General features: G+C 68.8%; 20 protein-coding genes. 13 read left to right on the top strand and 7 right to left on the bottom strand.

Features of this window, described 5'->3' with window-relative positions; genetic code table 11:
• Positions 1 to 49: 49 nt before the first annotated feature.
• The 3 genes from KLK06_RS50940 to KLK06_RS50930 all read left to right on the top strand — a co-directional run bounded on the left by KLK06_RS50940 (position 50) and on the right by KLK06_RS50930 (position 5044).
• On the top strand, positions 50 to 4219 hold the full coding sequence (locus KLK06_RS50940) for a bifunctional nitrate reductase/sulfite reductase flavoprotein subunit alpha (RefSeq protein WP_214643090.1): 4170 nt from the start codon (positions 50 to 52) through the stop codon (positions 4217 to 4219).
• Positions 4220 to 4323: 104 nt separating this feature from the next.
• Positions 4324 to 4533, top strand: a complete 210-nt coding sequence (locus KLK06_RS50935; RefSeq protein ID WP_214643089.1) for a molybdopterin-binding protein — start codon at positions 4324 to 4326, stop codon at positions 4531 to 4533.
• A 148-nt stretch (positions 4534 to 4681) separates the two neighbouring features.
• Positions 4682 to 5044, top strand: a complete 363-nt coding sequence (locus tag KLK06_RS50930) for a gamma-glutamylcyclotransferase family protein (protein ID WP_214643088.1) — start codon at positions 4682 to 4684, stop codon at positions 5042 to 5044.
• A 32-nt stretch (positions 5045 to 5076) separates the two neighbouring features.
• On the opposite strand, the gene KLK06_RS50925 is transcribed toward KLK06_RS50930, so the two are convergent.
• The 3 genes from KLK06_RS50925 to KLK06_RS50915 all read right to left on the bottom strand — a co-directional run bounded on the left by KLK06_RS50925 (position 5077) and on the right by KLK06_RS50915 (position 6960).
• The gene (locus KLK06_RS50925; RefSeq protein WP_214643087.1) at positions 5077 to 5841 is read right to left on the bottom strand and encodes a methyltransferase domain-containing protein; all 765 of its coding nucleotides are present in this window, start codon (positions 5839 to 5841) and stop codon (positions 5077 to 5079) included.
• On the bottom strand, positions 5838 to 6506 hold the full coding sequence (locus KLK06_RS50920; protein WP_214643086.1) for a cysteine hydrolase family protein: 669 nt from the start codon (positions 6504 to 6506) through the stop codon (positions 5838 to 5840). Before KLK06_RS50920 ends, KLK06_RS50925 begins: the two co-directional genes overlap by 4 nt.
• A 73-nt stretch (positions 6507 to 6579) precedes the next feature.
• Entirely contained in the window at positions 6580 to 6960 is a 381-nt protein-coding gene (locus KLK06_RS50915; protein WP_214643085.1) for a hypothetical protein, read from the bottom strand.
• A gap of 46 nt (positions 6961 to 7006) precedes the next feature.
• Between KLK06_RS50915 and KLK06_RS50910 the strand changes: the two genes are divergently transcribed.
• The 3 genes from KLK06_RS50910 (at position 7007) to KLK06_RS50900 (ending at position 8879) form a co-directional block, all read left to right on the top strand.
• On the top strand, positions 7007 to 7885 hold the full coding sequence (locus KLK06_RS50910) for an SDR family oxidoreductase (protein WP_214643084.1): 879 nt from the start codon (positions 7007 to 7009) through the stop codon (positions 7883 to 7885).
• 7 nt (positions 7886 to 7892) lie between these two features.
• Positions 7893 to 8132, top strand: coding sequence for a hypothetical protein (locus tag KLK06_RS50905; protein ID WP_214643083.1), 240 nt, complete (start codon positions 7893 to 7895; stop codon positions 8130 to 8132).
• Between the two features lie 420 nt (positions 8133 to 8552).
• Entirely contained in the window at positions 8553 to 8879 is a 327-nt protein-coding gene (locus tag KLK06_RS50900; RefSeq protein WP_214643082.1) for a hypothetical protein, read from the top strand.
• A gap of 231 nt (positions 8880 to 9110) precedes the next feature.
• Here the strand turns inward: KLK06_RS50900 and KLK06_RS50895 are convergent, their stop codons facing one another.
• The 4 genes from KLK06_RS50895 to KLK06_RS50880 form a co-directional block, all read right to left on the bottom strand.
• Complete coding sequence (locus KLK06_RS50895) at positions 9111 to 10094, bottom strand: RNA ligase family protein (protein ID WP_214643171.1); 984 nt, start codon at positions 10092 to 10094, stop codon at positions 9111 to 9113.
• Between the two features lie 331 nt (positions 10095 to 10425).
• On the bottom strand, positions 10426 to 10581 hold the full coding sequence (locus KLK06_RS50890; RefSeq protein ID WP_214643081.1) for a hypothetical protein: 156 nt from the start codon (positions 10579 to 10581) through the stop codon (positions 10426 to 10428).
• A 58-nt stretch (positions 10582 to 10639) separates the two neighbouring features.
• The gene (locus KLK06_RS50885) at positions 10640 to 10999 is read right to left on the bottom strand and encodes a hypothetical protein (protein WP_214643080.1); all 360 of its coding nucleotides are present in this window, start codon (positions 10997 to 10999) and stop codon (positions 10640 to 10642) included.
• A 57-nt stretch (positions 11000 to 11056) separates the two neighbouring features.
• Positions 11057 to 11389 (bottom strand): hypothetical protein, encoded by a 333-nt coding sequence (locus tag KLK06_RS50880; RefSeq protein WP_214643079.1) that lies wholly within the window; start codon positions 11387 to 11389, stop codon positions 11057 to 11059.
• Between the two features lies 1 nt (position 11390).
• Between KLK06_RS50880 and KLK06_RS50875 the strand changes: the two genes are divergently transcribed.
• The 7 genes from KLK06_RS50875 to KLK06_RS50845 all read left to right on the top strand — a co-directional run bounded on the left by KLK06_RS50875 (position 11391) and on the right by KLK06_RS50845 (position 18038).
• Positions 11391 to 12044, top strand: a complete 654-nt coding sequence (locus KLK06_RS50875; RefSeq protein ID WP_214643078.1) for a hypothetical protein — start codon at positions 11391 to 11393, stop codon at positions 12042 to 12044.
• A gap of 90 nt (positions 12045 to 12134) precedes the next feature.
• Complete coding sequence (locus KLK06_RS50870; protein WP_214643077.1) at positions 12135 to 12785, top strand: GntR family transcriptional regulator; 651 nt, start codon at positions 12135 to 12137, stop codon at positions 12783 to 12785.
• A gap of 594 nt (positions 12786 to 13379) precedes the next feature.
• Entirely contained in the window at positions 13380 to 14516 is a 1137-nt protein-coding gene (locus KLK06_RS50865; protein WP_214643076.1) for a mandelate racemase/muconate lactonizing enzyme family protein, read from the top strand.
• Positions 14517 to 14583: 67 nt separating this feature from the next.
• Positions 14584 to 16041 (top strand): sugar porter family MFS transporter, encoded by a 1458-nt coding sequence (locus tag KLK06_RS50860; protein ID WP_214643075.1) that lies wholly within the window; start codon positions 14584 to 14586, stop codon positions 16039 to 16041.
• A 24-nt stretch (positions 16042 to 16065) separates the two neighbouring features.
• Positions 16066 to 16842, top strand: coding sequence for an SDR family NAD(P)-dependent oxidoreductase (locus KLK06_RS50855; protein WP_214643074.1), 777 nt, complete (start codon positions 16066 to 16068; stop codon positions 16840 to 16842).
• A 53-nt stretch (positions 16843 to 16895) separates the two neighbouring features.
• Positions 16896 to 17279 (top strand): sensory rhodopsin transducer, encoded by a 384-nt coding sequence (locus tag KLK06_RS50850; protein ID WP_214643073.1) that lies wholly within the window; start codon positions 16896 to 16898, stop codon positions 17277 to 17279.
• A 384-nt stretch (positions 17280 to 17663) separates the two neighbouring features.
• A complete protein-coding gene (locus KLK06_RS50845; protein WP_214643072.1) occupies positions 17664 to 18038 on the top strand; it encodes a hypothetical protein in 375 nt (124 codons plus the stop codon).
• Positions 18039 to 18446 lie beyond the last annotated feature (408 nt).

Raw genomic sequence — 18446 nt, 5'->3', positions numbered from 1 at the left:
TGCGTGAGGTGCCCACCGCTGTCCGGAGCGGTGACCAGAAGGGGGTCAGGTGACGGCGACCGACCACCCGCAAAACGCCAGCTCGGCCGTGAAGACGGTCTGTTCCTACTGCGGTGTCGGCTGTGGAATGGTGCTCGAGGTCGCTCAAGACGGCGCCGGGCGGCGCAGGGTCGTCAAGGCCTCCGGTGACAAGTCCCACCCCGCCAATTTCGGCCGTCTGTGCGCCAAGGGCGCGACCAGCGCCGACCTGCTCGCCGCCCCGGGCCGGCTGACCACTGCTCTGGCGCGGGCGGATCGTGGTGCCGGGCCCGCGCCCGCCGATATGGACGCCGCGATCACCGCGACCGCGCGGCGGCTGCGCGGGATCCTGGACGAGCACGGCCCGGACGCGCTGGCCTTCTACGTGTCGGGCCAGATGACGCTGGAGGCGCAGTACCTGGCCAACAAACTGGCCAAGGGGTTCGTACGGACCAACCAGATCGAGTCCAACTCCCGGCTGTGCATGGCCAGCGCGGGCACCGGGTACAAGCTGTCGCTGGGCTCGGACGGCCCGCCCGGTTCGTACGACGACTTCAAGCACGCGGACGTCTTCTTCGTCATCGGCGCCAACATGGCCGACTGCCACCCGATCCTGTTCCTGCGGCTGATGGAGCGGGTCAAGGCGGGCGCCACGCTCATCGTGGTCGATCCCCGGCGTACCGCCACCGCCGCCAAAGCCGGCCTCCATCTGCAGATCAGGCCGGGCACCGACCTCGCCCTGCTCAACGGGCTGCTGCACCTGCTGGTCGAGAACGGGCACGTCGACGAGGGCTTCATCGCGGAGTTCACCGAGGGCTGGGAGGCGATGCCGCCGTTCCTGCGGGACTACCCGCCCGCGAAGGTCGCCGAGATCACCGGCATTCCGGAAGCCGACATCCGCCGCGCCGCCCAGTTGATCGGCGCGGCCGGCGAGTGGATGAGCTGCTGGACGATGGGGCTGAACCAGAGCACACACGGCACCTGGAACACCAACGCGCTGTGCAACCTGCACCTGGCCACCGGCGCGATCTGCCGCCCGGGCAGCGGCCCGTTCTCCCTCACCGGCCAGCCCAACGCCATGGGCGGGCGCGAGATGGGCTACATGGGCCCGGGCCTGCCTGGGCAGCGCTCGGTGCTGGTGGAAGAGGATCGCCGCTTCGTCGAGAACCTGTGGGGGATCGCGCCCGGGACGCTGCGCACCGACGTCGGCAAGGGCACCATCGAGATGTTCTCCCGCATGGCCGACGGCGAGATCAAGGCGTGCTGGATCATCTGTACCAACCCGGTCGCGTCGGTCGCCAACCGCAAGAGTGTCATCCAAGGGCTGGAGGCCGCCGAGTTCGTCGTCACCCAGGACGCCTTCGCCGAGACCGAGACCAACGCCTACGCCGACGTGGTGCTCCCCGCCGCCCTGTGGACCGAGGGCGAAGGGGTGATGATCAATTCGGAGCGCAACCTGACCCTGCTCCGACCGGCCGTGGACCCACCCGGCCAGGCCCTGCCGGACTGGCAGATCATCGCCCGCGTCGCCTGCGAGATGGGCTTCGCCGATGCCTTCGACTACGGCAGCGCCGAGGAGATCTTCGAGGAGATCAAGCGGGCCTGGAACCCGAAGACCGGCTACGACCTGCGCGGCGTGGCCTACGACCGGCTGCGTGCCACGCCGGTGCAGTGGCCCAGCGCGTCCGCCGACGGCGGCGACCGCAACCCGATCCGCTACCTCAACGACGGCGCCAGCCAGGACCTCGCCGAGGGCCCGGACGGCAGCCGGCCCCGGCTGTCCTTCCCGACCGCGAGCGGCCGGGCGGTGTTCTTCCCTCGCCCGCATCTGCCGGCGGCGGAGCTGCCCGACGACGACTTCCCCTTCGTCCTGAACACCGGCCGGCTCCAGCACCAGTGGCACACCATGACCAAGACCGGCAAGGTCGCCAAGCTCAACAAGCTCAACCCCGGGCCCTTCGTGGAGATCCATCCGGGCGACGCGGGCGCCCTCGGCATCGGCGAGGGCGACGCGGTGCGGGTCGCCTCCCGGCGCGGGCAGGCAGTGCTTCCGGCCGTCGTCACCGACCGGGTGCGGCCCGGTGACTGCTTCGCGCCCTTCCACTGGAACGATCTGTTCGGCGAGTACCTCAGCATCAACGCCGTGACCAACGACGCGGTCGACCCCATCTCCTTCCAGCCCGAGTTCAAGGTGTGCGCGGTTTCCCTCACCCGGGTCGCGGCTGCGCCCAGCACTACGGGCGACGGCGACGACCTGGCCGAACGCCCCGCCACCGCGACCGCCCCGCTGCGGGCCGCGACCCCGCCGGGCGGCGGCGCCGTGGCGGACCTGGCCCGGCTGCTCGGACTCGCGGACGTCTCCCCGCCTGTGTTCGCCGACCACGAACGCCGCTACCTGGCCGGCTTCCTGGCCGGGCTCGGCGCGGCGCCACCATCCGACGGCGCTGCCGTGCCGGTACTGCCGGAGTCCGCACCCTTCGCCCCGGACCAGGCGTTGTGGGTCAACGGCACGCTGGCCGGGATGTTCTCCCGGACGCTGGCGGGCCGGGCCGAGGGCTCCGACGACCCGGCGTGGGCGCGGCCGGCCCCCGCCCGCGAAGAACGCGAGCTGGTCGTCCTGTGGGCCTCCCAGACCGGCAACGCCGAAGACTTCGCCCTCGCCACGGCCCGCCACCTGAGCGAGACCGAACGGGCCCCGACCATCCTCAGCATGGCCGAGTGCACACCGGCCGCCCTCCCGCGCAGCGCGGACCTGCTCATCATCACCAGCACCTTCGGCGACGGCGACGCCCCCGACAACGGCACGGTCTTCTGGGAGTCGCTCACCGCACCCGAAGCACCCCGCCTGGACGGCGTCCGCTACTCGGTCCTGGCCTTCGGCGACTCCAGCTACGACGACTTCTGCGCCCACGGCCGCCGTCTCGACCAGCGCATGGGAGAACTCGGCGCCGTACGCCTGGCCCCTCGCGTGGACTGCGAACCGGACGATGAGCAACCCGCCCGGCAGTGGCTCGACCAGGTGCTCCGGGCACTGGCCACACCCCCGACGCCGACCGTCCCGGGCGGCGCGGCGGGCCCGGCCCAGTACAGCAAGAACGCGCCGCTCCTCGCGAGGCTGTCGGGCAACCGGCTCCTGAGCCTGCCCGGAGCGGTCAAGGAGGTACGGCAGTTCGTCTTCGACACCGGCGACGTCACCCTGCCGTACGAGGCCGGTGACGCGCTGGGCGTCTGGTCGGTCAACCACCCCGACCTCGTCGCGGAGTGGCTGGCCGTCACCGGCCTGGACCCGGCCGCCGCCATCACCGCCGCCGACGGCCCGATGCCACTCGGCGAGGCCCTGCACCGCCACCGGGACATCACCAGAATCACCCCTGATCTGCTGCGGTTCGTCGCCGAGCGCTCCCAGGACCGTCATCTCAAGAAACTCCTGCGCCCGGACAACAAGAACGAACTGGCGCAGTGGATCTGGGGACGGCAGGCCATCGACGTCATCGCCGAGTTCCCCGTCCGCGCCACCGCCCAGGAATGGGCCGACGTCCTCAAGCGCCTGCAGCCCCGCCTCTACTCCATCTCCTCCAGCCCGCTCACCAGCCCCCGCGAGATCCGTCTGACGGTGTCGGTGGTCAGATTCGACAACCAGCACGGCAGCCGACGCAACGGCGCCTGCTCGGCCCACCTCGCCGACGCCCCGGCCGACAGCTTCGTGCCGGTCTTCGTCCAGCATTCACCCCATTTCCGGCCCCCTGCCGACCCCGCCACACCGATGGTGATGGTCGGCCCCGGTACGGGCATCGCTCCCTTCCTCGGCTTCCTCGACGAGCGCCGTACCCGTGGTGATCACGGACGCAACTGGCTGTTCTTCGGCGAGCAGCACCGCGCCACCGACTTCTACTACCAGGACGAACTCGCCGGATTCCAGCGAGCGGGCACCCTGTCCCGGCTGGATCTGGCCTTCTCCCGTGACCAGCGCGCCAAGGTCTACGTCCAGGACCGGATGCGCGAACATGGCGCCCGGCTCTGGTCCTGGCTGCAGGACGGGGCCCATTTCTACGTCTGCGGAGACGCCGGCCGGATGGCCAGGGACGTCGACCACACCCTGCGTGAGATCGCCGCCGCCCATGGCGGACTGACCGAGGACGACGCCGCCGCGTACGTCAAGAAGCTCGCCGCCGACAAGCGCTACGTCCGCGACGTGTACTAGAAACGCGCCGCTCATGGGAGAAGGCCGGTTTCGCCATGGCCGTGATTCGCACGAAGGGGGGAAGGAGAGCAGGCGAGGAATGATGTCGATCAAGGGAGAGTGTCATGCGGTTGAGCGCGCGTAACAAGATTCCGGCGCGGGTCACCGCCATCACTCATGGTGAGGCGACGGCCAATGTGGAGCTGGATGCGAATGGGGTGCGGCTGGTGGCCTCGATCACCGTGGAGGCCGCGCGGGAGCTGGGCCTGTCGGCGGGCAGCGAGGCGATCGTGGTGATCAAGGCCTCCGACCTGATCCTGGCGGTGAAGGACTAGGACGCGGAGCGCGGCCGCCATCCCTCTTGTCTTCTCACCCTGTACGTAGTCTCATTGGTACTACTGCGCTCACCGCGCGACCGGTCAGGCGGCGAACCACTCGGCAGGGCGGGAACGCCGGTGATCACGGCTCTGGAATGATGGTCACATGGTGGATCATCTTGTCGTTCTGTTCTCCTACGGCACGCTGCGTCAGCGGGACGTGCAGCTGTCGCTGTTCGGCCGTGAGATCACGGGCGCTCCCGATGCGTTGCCCGGTTATCGGCTGTCCACGGTGGAGATCACCGACCCGCGGGTCATCGCGGTCAGCGGTGCCACGCATCACCCGATCCTGCGCGCCACCGGCGATCCCGCCGACGTCGTCGAGGGCACCGCGCTTCACCTCAGCACCGACGAGCTCGCCGCAGCCGACGACTATGAGGTCGACGACTACCAGCGCGCCCTCGTACCGCTGGCATCAGGTCTGCGTGCCTGGGTGTACGCGGCCGATCACACCGCAGGGAGAGCATGACCCTGTACGGCATCGACAGTGCCGGCTCGCCTTCACGGGTGCCCGATGATGAGGCGGAGCGAGCCCAGGAACTCAGGTTGCTCGCGCAGGTGGCCGTAGCGGTCGTCCCAGACGCCGCTGTCGAGGTCATGCCTCAGCCTGTCGACGGCGCGGGCCTCAGCGGCGTCGTCGACGAATCCCCAGGCCGACTGCGAGGCGCGGACCTGCGGGTCGAGGAAGCGTTCCGGGCGGGCGTAGTAGGCCTCGGTGAAGCCGTCCACGCAGTCGATCGGGATCGCGACCGGCACCACGTCGGCGTGGCCACCGACGAGGGTGGCGATCAGGTCGATCGGCGGGTAGCGGCGGCGTTCGGCGGTGATGAGGTCGGGCGCGTACTCGGCGAGCCAGAGCAGGTCGAGGGCGGCGCCGTCGAAGGTGAGGATGACGACCGGGCCGCGGCTGACCCGGCGCAGCTCGCGCAGTCCCCGCTCGGTGTCGGTCCACTGGTGGACGGTGACGGTGGCCATGGCGGCGTCGAAGGCATCGTCGTCGAACGGCAGCCGTTCGGCGGTGGCGTCCAGAGCGGGGGCCAGGTGGCGGGGGCGTTGGGCGCGCATCGCGGCGGAGGGCTCGACCGCCACGACGTGGCGGTCTTCCGGCTCGTAGGAGCCCGCGCCGGCGCCGACGTTGATGACGGTGCGGGCCTGGCCGAGCGCGGCGTGGACGTGGGCGGCGATGCGGGGGTCGGTACGGCGCTGCCGGGCGTAGCCGTGACCGTGGCGGTCGTAGTCGAAGTCGCCGGAGAGCGTGGCGGTCAAGGAGCCTCCTGCCGGGAGAGGGAAGCGTTGTGCAGGGCGCCGGTGATGGCCTGGACGCTGCGCAGGTTGACGCCGATACCGGTGATCTCCGTACGCCCGACGTCGTGCAGGCGTGAGATGGCGTCGTCGGCGAGGACGAGGCGGTAGTCCCGCTCGCTGGCCTCGATGAGGGTGGCCCGCGGGCAGTTGGGGAAGTTGCAGCCGGCCACGACAAGGGTGTCCACGTCCCAGCCGCGCAGCAGTTCGTCCAGCCGGGTGCGATAGAAGGCTCCCCAGCGTGGCTTGAACAGCGCGACCTCGTGCTCACCCAGCGGCTGCGGCTCGCCCGACAGCAGCAGCTCCGGATCCAGGGGCGGTGCACCGGGCGGCAGCAGGTCGGCGGCGATGGCGCTGCCCGCGCTGCCGGGCGCCACGATGGCGGCTCCGTCGGCGAGCAACGTGCGGCGCACGAGGTCGGCGTCCTGGCCGCCGGGATGGTACAGCCGCACGATGTGCACGATGGGCCGCCGGGCCGCGCGGAAAGCCGCCGCCAGCGCGGCCAGGGCGGGCAGCGCTTCGGTGGTGCCCGGCACGCCGTACGGTGCCTCGGACAGGAAGTCGCGTTGCACGTCGATGGTGAGCAGCGCCGACGTGGCCCAGTTCGGCGTCAGGTGGGGATCGCTCATGAACGGTCCTCTCGCTATGTTCTCCCGCGAGAGCATCGCATCCGCCGCCCCATCACCTCACGGCGGCCCTGGCTCACCGTCCGGCCGTCCGCATCAGGCGCAGGGCCGCTTCGGCCGTCTCATATCGCCAGGAGGCCACGACGTGCTCGAACCCGCGTGCCTGGTCACGCTGCTCGCGCAGGCTGGCGATGATCGGCTTGATCCGCTCCGCCTGCGCGTCCAGCAGCGGCCGTGCGTCCGTCGTGATCCGTTCGAGCAGGGCGAGCTTGACCAGGAACTCGGTGCGGATGTCGCGGATGCGCTCTACAGGCCGCATCAGCCACTCGTCCACGGCGGATCGCCCCGACGCGGTGACGGTGAACAGCGTACGTTGCGGGCCGCCCCGGCCCGGCTCCGTCCCTGACGGCTCGTGCTCACCTGGGTCGACGCTCCTGACGCTGCCGATCGGTAGCATTATCGTACTTAGTACTGTAGCTTTTCGTCAGCGGAGAGGCACGAACATGGAACAGATCCACAGCGGGCCGATGGCGGGCAGGACAGTGCTGGTCACCGGTGCCACCGGAGGCATCGGCAAGGCGACCGCCCTGGGCCTGGCCACGATGGGCGCGCGGCTGGCCATCATCGGCCGGGACCGCGAGCGCACCGAGCGCGCGGCCCGCGAGGTCCGGGCGGCCGGCGGCGGGCAGGTGGACGCGTTCGTCGCGGACCTGTCCGCCCAGTCGGAGGTGCGGCGGCTGGCCGCGGAGTTACTCCAGAGCCTTTCCCGGATCGACGTGCTGATCAACAACGCCGGAGGCTACTGGCACACCCGGCACGTCACCGCCGACGGGCTCGAACACACCTTCGCCGTCAACCATCTCGCGCCGTTCCTGCTCACCAACCTGCTCCTCGACCGGCTGAAGCAGAGCGCCCCCGCCCGCGTGGTCACGGTCGCCTCCAACGTGCAGTCCCTGGGCCGCATCGACTTCGACGACCTCCAGGGCGAACGGTCCTACTCCGGCGGAACCGCCTACAACCAGTCCAAGCTCGCCAACATCCTGTTCAGCTACGAACTGTCCAGGCGGCTGCCGGGCACCTCCGTCACCGCCAACGCCCTGCATCCCGGCATGGTGAACACCTCTTGGGGAGCCGAGGATCCCGCCCTCCTCCAGCGACTGATCGTCCCGTTCATCCGGCCCTTCATGAAAACCCCGGCCCGGGGCGCCGCCACGTCCATCCACCTGGCTTCCGCTCCTGAGCTCGAGCAGGTGACGGGCCGCTACTTCGCCAACAGCAAACCCAAGAGATCCTCCCAGCGCAGCTACGACGAGGCGGCCGCGGCACGGCTCTGGCAGGTGAGCGCCGATCTGGTCGGCCTGACCACACCGACAGGTCGGTGACGCGTCGGTGGCCGTCATAGAGGAGCGGCTCGGCTGGAAACCGGGTTCGTTCGACGCCATCCTTGATGGTGGCGACCCGGAGCAGGAGCCGGACCGTTCGCCAGCGCTCGGCCCTCTCGTCGGCGCTGATTCGGGTGCGCAGGCCGTCTGGGCAGGCCTGGGGGCGATCCAGGAACTCACGGATGAGGAGCGCATCCACCTCATCACGTTGCTGAAGGTGCTCCGAGAGGCTCGGGGCGGCCCCTAGCACGTCAATCCCCGGTGCGGCGGCCCCGCTGCCGCGTGACGTCCGCTGAACGCTCCTGCTTGACCGTTGATCCTTGGTGCGCACGATTGTCATGGCCTCCGCCGCTCACGCCATGTACCTGCGGTGAGGGTGGCGTATCGTCGGCCAATCGCGACCGGCTCCGAACGTTGCAGCCATGGACGTACTCCTACTCGACCTCAACGAGAAACCGCAGGATAACCGGACTAGCAGCACAGCCGCCATGCCGTGAGCCGGCAAGAGTAGGGAAGGGCCGTCCATCATCGGCGGCGCGACGGCTTCGGACCCGGTCGAGGTGGCCGGCCACGTAGACGTGCCGCGGGAATCCAGTTTCGCCATAGCCACTCTATGCATATGATCGGTAACACAAAGCAACGTTCAATGGCGGGTTCAGGAGGGGCAATGTTCAAGACACTACGCGTCGCGGCGGTCGTAGCCGGCTCCGTCGCGCTGCTGTCGCAGTGGCTCACCACACCAGCGTCAGCGGCCACGGTCCTCAACTGCGACACCTTCGTCCACCATAACGACAACTACGTCGGCATCGCGTCGTGCGGCAACCCCACAGGCCAAACCTGGAGGTTCCGAGCCGTGATCACCTGCGGCTGGGCACCTGACGTCGTCGGGGAGTGGGTCACGCTCCCGCCGGGCGGCTCTGGGCAGTCGCAGGGCTCCTGCGGCCGTCTCGGCACCGGCGTCGGCGCCGTAGGCGTTGACGAGCGCCAGGTCTGAGCCGGAAAGACGACTGGGCGCGTTCGCAGTAGAGCGATCTCCAAAAGGGTGGTGCAGATTCCGAACCGTTTGATCTCGACTCTTCTCGGATGGCCGCCGCGCTGGACGCTCCTTGTCGCCGGCTGCTGACGTAAGTCGGATCACATTCCTGCAGGCGGGAGAGCAAGATCAATCGGTGCCAGGGCTCAAGACAGAATTTGACCGGGGGCCCACCGTGCATCGGCGTGGCCGTCAGGCCGCCGGTCCGGCGTCCAGCCTGGTACCGCGCGGTACAGCGTCCGGGGACACATCCAGCCGCAGACGCAGGCAGCGCATCGGGTGGCGCCACTGGCCGCGCTCGCGGGCGACGTCGACCAGCACCTCGACCACCAGCTCCGGCACGACCCGCCTGTAGGTCACGGGGTCGCCTTTGCCATGCAGGCCGCTCGCCCACCCGGGGGGCAGCTGCTCGGGCCACGGATGCTCAGCCGGGGCGGCCGGGCGAAGATACGCGGCCACCTCGGCGGCCAGGTCGCGGGCGAGGCGGGTGGTCCGGCCGACGACCCGCAGCTGTCCTCCCTTGGGGGGATAGCGGCCCAGCAGAAGCCCTGACGGCCGGGCCAGGGTGCCGGTCAGGCCTCCCAAGATCGCTTCGGTGGACGTCCGGGACTTGTACTTCCACCAGCTTCGCGCGCCGGGCTGGTACGGCTCGGCGGCGGCTTTGATCACCAGGCCCTCGATGCCGTGCGCGGCCAGCGAGGTGAACCACAGGCGAGCCTCGACCGGGTCGTTGGTCTGCATGGACAGGGCGAGCGGGCAGGCGGCCGGGATGCCGGCGAACAGGTCCTCCAGGTGCTTGCGCCGCTCAGCCAGAGGTTGGGTGCGGATGTCGACGCCGTCGACCTCCAGGAGATCGAAGATCACGAGGTGAGCGGGTTCCACTATCGACAGGTGGCGGGCGTGGTTGCCGCCGCCCACGCGACGCTGCAACGCGCCGAAGTCGAGCCTGCCCGCCTCGCTCCAACGGACGATCTCCCCATCCACGATGGTCCGCTTTGGGAGGTGCTCCCACAGAGCGAAAACGAGTTCAGGGAACATCTCGTTGAGCCGGGTGCCGTGCCGCGACTGCAGGTGTACGCCGCCGTCGTTGTCGATCCTGGTCAACGCGCGATACCCGTCATATTTCGGCTCGTAAAAGACATCCTCCGCGGCGACTGGCCGGGTCGGGCAGGTGATCGATGGCGAGTGCCAGCATGGGGCCGGCGGCGCGCAGTGTGGCCATGACGCATCCCCAACGGTTCGACCGACGCGGGGGTGTGTTGAGGGAGTGTACCCAGGTCAGGGTCAATAGCTGGCAAAGCGAAGACCGTCACCACGCACCTACAGCGAGGCTCGTTGATCGCGTCGGCGGGACACGTCGGCGGCGGCCGCGATCTCGTCGATGGACGGTGTCGTTCGGCCAGCGCTCAGGCGGACCCCTATGGCTGCCGTGGCGATCTGTAGTCCCTTGGCGTGGGAAAGCATAGGTGACGGCGAGTCGACTCGCCGTCACCCGGGCGTCGGGATGCTACGCGGGCGGCTGGAGGACGGTGACCACGTGGGTGGTGCTCACTGACTCGATGGTCGAGTTGCCGAACAAGTGGATGGTGTACGTGTGTTCGCCGGCCGTGGTCGGCGTATCGGAGAAGCTGAACGACCCATCGGCGGCGGCGATCAACTTCACCAGGTGCTTCGAGTCGGCACCTTCGGCGCCGACGGCATCACCTTCCCGCAGACGATCATCACCGTCTCGCGACTTCGCGGTTTTGAAAGAGTCTGAATTCGAGTCGCTCGCCGACGTTGCCCGTCGCCGGTCCGGTCACGGTGAGCGTCGGCTCGTACAAGGCCACCGTGACGGTCACCGAGGAGCCGCTACCCCGGAACCATGAGTTGCCCGGCCAGTACACCTGATACTTGAACGCCCCGATGGACGGCGGGGCGTCGGTGAATTGATAGGTCCCGTCCGCCGCCGTGGTGACCTCCTGGAAGCTGGAGGTGCCATCGGGGAGCCAACGGTACAGTTCGAGCGTCTGCAGGCCGGGTGGCAGTCCGCTGCTCAGCGTGAGTCGTCCGCTGAGGGTCGACTGCTTGAGCGCGGTCACCTTGGAGGGAGCCGTCAAGGTCAGCGTGGAGGAGTGGTAGGGCGAGGGCGGCAGCCGCTAGAGGTGCATCCGCCCGGTGCCGGGCAAGGTCGTCAGACCGGATGGCACCGGCAGTGTGTAGATGACCTCCGCGGTGGTCGCGTCATACACCACGAGCTCCGCCGCGTCGCCCGCGGAGGAGTTCCAGCCGCCCACGACGTAGGCGCCGTTCGGGCTGGCCGCGACAGCGGTGGGCAGGCCGTGCTCACCGAATCCGCTGCTGTCGTAGGCGCGCCCCTGAGTCAGGGCTGTCGTGTCCCAGGCGTCGAACTGGCGGGTATCGTCCAACGCCGACAGCGCCGCCGACCCGTCCTCGGCGAGTGCGAGATCCCGCAGGGCCGGCCGGACCACGATGACGGGGGAAGGGCTGCAGCACGCGGATGGGTACTCCCAGCTCCTCGTCTCCGCCAACCCCGCGTGCCTGGCCTACGACCCCGCCTTCGCCTACGAGGTGAGGGTGATCGTACGGGAGGGCCTCAGGCGCATGTACGGGCCCGCCGGCGAGGACGTGTTCTACTACCTGACCGTCTACAACGAGCCGCTCCCCCAGCCCGCGATGCCCGAGGGAGCGCAGGAGGGCATCCTCAGAGGCATCTACCGCTACGCCGCCGGTGGCGGCCAGGCCCACCTGCTCGCCAGCGGCACCGCCATCCATTGGGCGCTGGCCGCGCAGCGCATGCTGCAGGAGGAGTACGGCCTGGGCGTCGACGTCTGGTCGGTCACGTCGTGGAGCGAGTTGCGCCGTGATGCCATGGCCGCGACGGGCGTGCCGTACCTGCGGCAGGCCCTGGCCGGGATCAACGGCCCGGTGATCGCGGTCAGTGACTGGATGCGCGCCGTACCCGACCAGATTCGCCCCTGGATCGACCAGCCATGGACGTCGCTCGGCACCGACGGGTTCGGGCTGTCCGGCACCCGCGAGTCCGTGCGCAGGCACTTCGGGGTCGACCCACGCTCGATCGCCGACGCGGTGCTCAAGGGCGTCGAAGAGGGCTCCCGGCGATGAACGGCGGACGGGGCCGTCAGGCGACGGCCCCGTCGCGTAGCCACACGGATGCAAATGGTCAACCATTTACCATGCGCTATGATCTCGGCCATGAGCAGGTCAGGTTCGATGTCCGAGCCCGTTAGCGCGATACCCGAGTCCCGCCGCGACTGGCTGCTGCGCTGGCTACGGCAGGCGATCTCGTCCGGCGAGCTCAAGGCCGGGGACCGGCTGGTGGAGCGGGACATCTCGGCACGCTCGGGGGTGAGCCGTGGGCCGGTGCGCGAGGCCATCATGATCCTCGAACAGGAGGGCCTGGTCGTCTCCCATCCCTACCGCGGCGCCCAGGTGGCTCCGGTCTCACAGGCCGAGATAAGCGAGATCCTCGTGCCGATCAGGCTCGTCATCGAGCGCTTCGCGTTCAGGCACGCGGCGGAAAACGCCACCCCCGAGCTGGTAGACCGGCTCACCGCCCTGGTCAGCGACATGGAGAAGACCACCTCACCGGACCGGCTCGCCGATCTCGACCTCGCCTTCCACGAAGCGGTCATCGCGGCCTCCAGCCACACGCAGACGCTGTCCATCTGGCGGACCATCCAGCCGCGAGTCCGCGCCTACTTCGTCCGGGACGCGCCGGAGCACCCCGACCCCGCCGAGATCCCTCGCCAGCACCGGGCGCTGCTCGACGCCATCCGCTCGGCCGACCCAGAGGCCACCGAACGCGCGATCGCCGAACACGTGGAGACCTACATCGGCGGGTGACCCGCATGCCCGGCCCGTTCGAAGACGCCTGACGCGGGCCGCTCTGGTCGCCGTGGCCGAGGAGTCGTTCCTCCAGGTAGATCTCGGCGTCCCACCCGTCACCGCCTCCCTCAGTGCGCACCGCGCCAGTACGTCGCAGGCCGACGAGAGGCTCTCTGCCATGGGCACCGGCTTCGCGCCGTAGCGGTCGGCGACCTCGTACGCCCGCCCGCCATCACCTCGGCTGACTCCACGTGCAGCAGGCGCGTCAGGCGAAAGCCGACATTCCCTGAGCTTCACAGCAGCCAGATCGCCAGAGCCGTGTGCGGCCCCGCTGCCAAAGCTTTGCGGGCCATGCCGCCGACCCGTGATGGCGCGCTGCGTGGAACGACTGCGATAACCGACCACGATGGCAGATGGTTGACCATCTGCCATTTGAGCGGTTAATGTTCCCCATCACCTCATCGCCTCACCTGCAGATGAGACGTGGTAGACGCCGCGACCTCGATCTCATGCTTCGCAAGGGATCGGCGCTCTGGTGGCTCCAACTTCATCAACCGTCCGTCGGCTCGCCCAGAGCCGTCGGGGAATCTTCGCGAAACGGATCAGGAACTCATGAAAATCCGTGACATTCGTGCGGCCGGCCTGCGGGGTGCCACCCCGGCGGGCGGGTGGCAGGAGGAACTCACCAGTGACGACGTCGTTCACACCCTGGTGGCAGTGCACACCGACGAAGGGCTGATCGGCGTCGGCAGCGTGTTCACCAGCGAAGCGCTGGTCCGCGGCGCCCTTGAGGTGCTGCGCCCGCTGCTGATCGGAGAGGAGGCGACAGAGCCGGAGCGAGTGTCGGAGCGCCTGCATCGGGCCACATTCTGGCTGGGCCGCGGTGGGACGGTGACGCACACGATCAGCGGGATCGACGTGGCCCTGTGGGATGTGCTCGGCCAGGTCACCGGCCAGCCCGTCGGCCGCCTGCTCGGCGGGCGGTACCGTGAGCGCGTCCGCCCGTACGCCTCCCTGCTCATGGACCGTCCAGAGGTCCTGGCGGAACGCCTGAACGTTCTGGCCGCTCAGGGCTGGAAAGCCTTCAAGATCGGCTGGGGCCCCTTCGGGCGGGTCAGTGAGGACCTGGACGAGCGGATCGTGGCCGCCGCCCGAGAGGCTGTGGGTCCCGACGCCCTGCTCATGGTGGACGCGGGCGGCAGCGACAGCGCCTGGTCGAACGGCTACAAGTGGGCGCTCCGCACCGCCCGCATGCTCGACCGTTACGGCGTCGCCTGGTTCGAGGAACCGCTCAACCCTGACGCTCTCGAGGACTACACGCATCTGCGCCGCGAGGCCATGGTGGCGATCTCGGGAGGTGAGGTCCTGACCAGGCGGCAGAGCTTCCACGCCTGGCTGGAGGCCGGGGCCTTCGACATCGTCCAGCCTGACGTCACCAAGGTCGGCGGCCTGAGCGAACAGCGCCGCATCGGGTGGGCGGCCCAGGACCACGGAGTGCGCCTGATCCCGCACGGCTGGAACACAGCAGTCGGGCTCGCCGCCGATCTGCAGCTCGCCTCGGCGCTGCCCGGCACCGACCTCGTCGAGTACGTCACCGGATCGCCCTACGTCGACGACATCACCACCACTCCCTGGCGACTCGACTCCGACGGGATGCTCGCCATCCCCGAGACCCCGGGCCTGGGGATCCGCCTCGACCCCGAGGCCCTGGCCCGCTACGCCGACGTCACCGCTCTGCTGCGGCCCTGACCAGCCCTTGCCTCGACCGCACACCACTCGCAGTGATCCATTCCAACAGCGCGAGAGAAGAAAGCTCATGTCCGACGAGTCCACAGCAGCGCTCGCCTCTGGTCCCCATACCGGCAAATCGCCCCGCCGAGTGATTCTCATATCCATCGCGGGGGCCGTGGGCGGCTTCCTCTTCGGCTTCGACACAGCCATCGTCAACGGGGCCGTCGACCCCATCAAGGAGAATTTCCACCTCAGCTCGGTCGGTCTCGGCGTCGTCGTGGCCATCACCCTGTTCGGCGCCGCCACCGGGGCGCTGATCGCGGGCTGGATGGCCGACCGCATCGGAAGAACCAAGGTCATGGGCGTCGCCGCCCTCATCTTCGTCGCCTCCGCGATCGGATGCGGGGTGTCGGCGGGCTTCTGGGATCTGGTGGTATGGCGCCTGCTGACAGGGGTCGCCGTCGGGTACGCGACGGTCCTCGGCCCGCTCTACATCTCCGAGATCGCCCCTGCCTCAATCCGCGGCCGGCTGTCCTCTCTCCAGCAGATGGCCATCGTTCTGGGGATCTTCACCGCCCTCCTCACCGATTCCCTCATCGCCGCCCTACTCGGCGGCGCGGACGCCGAGACGTTCCTCGGGCTCCCGGCATGGCGGTGGATGTTCATCGCCGGGGTGGTCCCTTCGCTCCTCTATGGAGCCCTCTCCGTCAAGCTCCCCGAATCCCCGCGCTACCTGGCGGCCCGCGGCCGCCGGGACGAAGCCTCCCGGGTGCTGGCCGACCTGCACGCGATCCCCCTCGATCAGGCCGAGCGGGACGTCGACCGCATGGAGGCCACTGTTTCCCGAGGACACCGCCCCCGCTTCCGGGACCTGCTCTCCCGCCGGACCGGCCTCCTCCCCATCGTCTGGATCGGCGTGGGCATCGCCGCACTCCAGGCCCTCGTCGGCATCGACGTGATCTTCTACTACTCGAACTCCCTGTGGAAGTCGGTCGGATTCGACGAGTCCGCCTCGTTCGGACTCTCCGTCCTGAGCTCGCTGATCAATGTGCTCTCGACGATCGCCGCGATCGTGCTCATCGATCGGGTCGGCCGACGCCGGCTGCTGCTCGTCGGCTCCGCCGGCATGGTGGCCAGCCTCGTCCTGGTGAGCTTCGGGTTCGCGCAGTCCGTCACGGTTCGCGGGGAACTGACGCTCCCCGAGGCCTGGGGCCCGCTGACCCTCATCGGCGCGAACGCGTTCGTGGTCTGCTTCGCCGTCTCCTGGGGCCCAGTGGTATGGGTGCTGCTAGGAGAGATGTTCCCCAACGCCATCCGTGGGGTCGCACTCGCGCTGGCGGCGTCGATCAACTGGATCGCCGGTGTGGGGCTCAACCTCTCTTTCCCGACCATGCGCGAGATCTCCCTCCCTGGAAGCTACGCGATCTATGCGGTGATGGCGGCGCTCTCCTGGTTTCTGGTCTACTTCGGCGTACCCGAAACGACGAACCGCGAGCTCGAGGACATGAGCAGCGCGCCGGCCCACCGGGACGCTCGTCCCTGACCGGCCACCCTTCGTGTGAGGTACATGACCATGCAGAACGACATCACTTTGATCACCGGTGCGGGATCCGGCATCGGGCGGGCCATCGCGCTCCAGCAGGCGTCGGCCGGACGCTCGCTCGCCCTGATGGACAGGAACGAGCCCGCCGCGAGAGAAGTCGCCGCGGCGGCGAAGGAACGCGGAGCCCAGCACACGCTGGCCATCACCGCTGACATCTCCTCCGAAACCGACATCACCCGCGCCTTCGAACAGTGCCGAGCCTCTCTCGGCACCCCCACCAGGATCGTCGCCAACGCCGGCATCGAGATCTCACGAAAGGCACACGAGACCACGCTTGCCGAATGGCGGCACGTGATCGACGTAAACCTCACGGGCACCTTCCTCACCTGCCGCTACGCCATCAGGCTCCTCCTAAACGAGGGCCTTGCCGGGACCATCGTCTGCGTCTCGTCACCCTCCGCGTTCGTGGGCTTCGCCGGGGGAGGCAACAGTGCCTACGGAAGCTCGAAAGGCGGGATCTCCGCCCTGATCAGAGCCCTCGCCATCGACTACGCGCAGTCCGGCATCCGCGTCAACGGCGTCGTCCCCGGCGCCACGGCGACACCTCTGCTCGACGTCGCCGCGAATGGACATGACGTCGCCGACCGCGCACGGACCCAGATACCCATGGGCAGGCTCGCGCGGCCCGAGGAGATCGCCGAGGCGGTGGACTGGCTTCTCGGCCCCAAATCCAGTTATGTCACCGGCAGCCACCTGCACGTCGACGGTGGTCTCACGGCCAGGGGCGCCAACGACTTCTGACCCCGCCCTGCGACCAGGCGTCCCTCCCCCTCCAGAACTGAAAGGAAAGACCCATGAACCCAGGGCTGACCGGTATCGGATCCACCACGTGGGTCGTCGCCGACGGCTACATACCACCCCGAAGTTCCGGACCCGAGCCGGAAATGACCAGTCACGACAGCATCTGCATGCTGAACCCGGGAGACAGCGAGGCACGCGTCGAGGTGTACGTCTACTTCACCGATCGCGAGCCGGCCGGCCCCTTCCTTCTCGCCATCGACCCCCGACGCGCCTTTCACCAACGCATCAACGATCTCAGGCACCCGGAGCAGATTCCCACCGGCACCGATTACTGCCTGATCGTCACCAGCGACGTGCCCATCGTCGTCCAGCACACCCGCCTGGACTCCAGGCAGGAAGCCAACGCGCTGATGAGCACCATCGCCTTCCCCGCGTGAATGGTGCACGGCGTGCGACCGCGTACCGAACCTATTGGGTGCGCTCGACTTCGGTCGCCGACCGGCCACCGCGACCACCGGCCTGGACGATACGGCCGTCCGAGGACTTGACCGCACTGCGTTTCAAGAACGGCCCTCGGCGGGGTGGGCACAAGTGGCGTTGGCCTGGTGGGAGTGAATACCGAGAAGATCCCTTCCCGACATTCTGTGATCGTTTCCCGGGGTTGAGGATGTCGGGTCGTTAGAGTGCTCGCCGTGATACTTCCCGATCTTCACTCCAGTCGGCTTTTTCAAGCGCGAACTGCAGCGCTGGATCCTAGGTAGGAGCCTGATCGGTGTCAGGATGAGGACAACTGGCGACCACGAGCTCATCGGAGGCGGCGATTGGCACCGCAGATCGCTCGCGACGACCGGCTGCCGATCACGTCGCGGCAGCGCCTCGTGCTGATCATCGCGGCCGGCGTGGGTGCTCTCGTCATGCTCGTGATCATGTTCTTCGGTCTCATCGAGATCGGCTGGGCCGGGCTGTGCGGTGGTAAGACCTGTGCCAGAGGGTGGCACGTCAACCTCCTGGAAGGGGCACTCGTCCTGCCTCCCATCGCCGCCCTGCTCTTCGCCTATCGCTGCTCGTTCACCCGAACGGGAATCGTCGGCAGGCTGCTCATGGCCCAAGCACTGGCCTTCTCAGCGGCCGTGATCGTATGGTTCGCCTCGGCGGGGACCCTCATATACACCGAGGACCTCGCCCTCCTCAGATGATCCCCACCCGGAGGCCCGCCCCTCCGGCCCTGAAGATCCCTTGCCGTGACAAGTACTGCGGTCACCCGCGGCGGCCCCAAGCACCTCACCTACCGCGCCTTCGAGGAGATCGGCCGGGCGGCCGTTGGCCGGTGTCCGCCTCCCATCCCTCGATCGGCGCAATTGGCCTCCCCCGGACAATCGACAGTAGGGAAGACCCCCACTCCAACAGGCAGGCAGGCGTGACTGATCCTGAGTGATCTTCCCGCGACATTGGAGGCATGGCGAAATTGCTCGCTGCTTGTCCGTGGCCGTGCAAAGGTAGCCGCAGGTGGCCGGGTTGAGGTCACCACTGGTGGCCAGATTTAAGTCCCCACGCCCGCGTGTGCTCGCCGGTGTGTCTTGGGGACAGGCATGCCCCTGAGCAGT

It is taken from the genome of Nonomuraea sp. NEAU-A123 (assembly GCF_018603905.1).
Lineage (GTDB): Bacteria > Actinomycetota > Actinomycetes > Streptosporangiales > Streptosporangiaceae > Nonomuraea.
Note: the sequence above shows the minus strand (reverse complement) of the source record. Positions and strands in the feature narration are given on the sequence as shown.

Excerpts from the sequence above, each read along its gene's own strand:
- KLK06_RS50935 (WP_214643089.1), top strand. The coding sequence starts at position 4,324 with ATGCGGTTGAGCGCGCGTAACAAGATTCCGGCGCGGGTCACCGCCATC.
- KLK06_RS50930 (WP_214643088.1), top strand. The coding sequence starts at position 4,682 with ATGGTGGATCATCTTGTCGTTCTGTTCTCCTACGGCACGCTGCGTCAG.
- KLK06_RS50920 (WP_214643086.1), bottom strand. The coding sequence starts at position 6,506 with ATGAGCGATCCCCACCTGACGCCGAACTGGGCCACGTCGGCGCTGCTC.
- KLK06_RS50915 (WP_214643085.1), bottom strand. The coding sequence starts at position 6,960 with ATGCTACCGATCGGCAGCGTCAGGAGCGTCGACCCAGGTGAGCACGAG.
- KLK06_RS50910 (WP_214643084.1), top strand. The coding sequence starts at position 7,007 with ATGGAACAGATCCACAGCGGGCCGATGGCGGGCAGGACAGTGCTGGTC.
- KLK06_RS50900 (WP_214643082.1), top strand. The coding sequence starts at position 8,553 with ATGTTCAAGACACTACGCGTCGCGGCGGTCGTAGCCGGCTCCGTCGCG.
- KLK06_RS50875 (WP_214643078.1), top strand. The coding sequence starts at position 11,391 with ATGACGGGGGAAGGGCTGCAGCACGCGGATGGGTACTCCCAGCTCCTC.
- KLK06_RS50870 (WP_214643077.1), top strand. The coding sequence starts at position 12,135 with ATGAGCAGGTCAGGTTCGATGTCCGAGCCCGTTAGCGCGATACCCGAG.
- KLK06_RS50865 (WP_214643076.1), top strand. The coding sequence starts at position 13,380 with ATGAAAATCCGTGACATTCGTGCGGCCGGCCTGCGGGGTGCCACCCCG.
- KLK06_RS50860 (WP_214643075.1), top strand. The coding sequence starts at position 14,584 with ATGTCCGACGAGTCCACAGCAGCGCTCGCCTCTGGTCCCCATACCGGC.
- KLK06_RS50855 (WP_214643074.1), top strand. The coding sequence starts at position 16,066 with ATGACCATGCAGAACGACATCACTTTGATCACCGGTGCGGGATCCGGC.
- KLK06_RS50850 (WP_214643073.1), top strand. The coding sequence starts at position 16,896 with ATGAACCCAGGGCTGACCGGTATCGGATCCACCACGTGGGTCGTCGCC.